Source organism: Coprococcus sp. AM97-35, assembly GCF_027697525.1.
Classification (GTDB): domain Bacteria; phylum Bacillota; class Clostridia; order Lachnospirales; family Lachnospiraceae; genus Allocoprococcus; species Allocoprococcus comes.
Genome location: NZ_JAQESL010000078.1, coordinates 1 through 851, shown reverse-complemented (window position 1 = coordinate 851; position 851 = coordinate 1). Strand labels below are relative to the sequence as shown.

Below are 851 nucleotides of genomic sequence, written 5' to 3'. Positions count from 1 at the left end.
TCTCTTGCACAAGCAAGGAAGGACGGGACGGCGACGTGCGAAGCGAAAGGCGACGGCACGGACTAGCCGTTGCTGGTGTGGCGTAAGCCACGCCAGCAGGTAAAACCCCTCGGTATCTAACAGAGGGGTACGTTTGCAAATAGACAATAGACAAAAAACATAGGAAACATAAGGCTTCTGGCATGATTTCCTAGCAAAATTCAGTTGTGAAGTCGCTTGAAAAAACTTCACACTTGACAGATTGGGGGTATGGTTCTGAATGAAGAACAATGGATAAAAGAATTACGGGAGAAACGGATTGCTTACGGTATCTCACAAGGCAGGCTGGCGGTGGCTTCGGGTATCACAAGAGAATATCTCAACAAGATAGAAAGCGGAAAAATGAAGCCGTCAAAGGAACTTCTGGAAACTTTGCATAAGGAACTGGCAAGGTTCAATCCAGAAGCACCGCTTACCATGCTGTTTGATTATGTGAAAATTCGTTTTCCCACGCTGGATATACAGCACATCATCAAAGATATATTAAAACTGAATATCAACTATATGCTCCATGAAAATTACGGGCGTTCCAGTTATACGGAGCATTACTCTTTAGGGGACATCTTTATCTATACGTCGGCTGACGAAGAAAAAGGTGTCCTTTTAGAGTTAAAGGGGCGTGGTTGCAGGCAGTTTGAAAGTTACCTGCTGGCACAGCAAAGAAGCTGGTATGACTTTCTCATGGACGCACTCGTAGACGGTGGCGTGATGAAGCGTATCGACCTTGCTATCAACGACCATACGGGCATTTTGGATATTCCAGAGCTTGCGGAAAAATGCAGGAAACGGGAATATATCGGAAAGTCCAGAAG

Annotated in this window: 1 protein-coding gene; it reads left to right on the top strand. The window is 45.4% G+C overall.

Annotated elements, in window-relative coordinates; all coding sequences use genetic code 11:
* Positions 1-249: 249 nt before the first annotated feature.
* Positions 250-851: helix-turn-helix domain-containing protein (locus PG840_RS16735; protein ID WP_270613919.1), on the top strand; the 602-nt coding region annotated here is incomplete at its 3' end.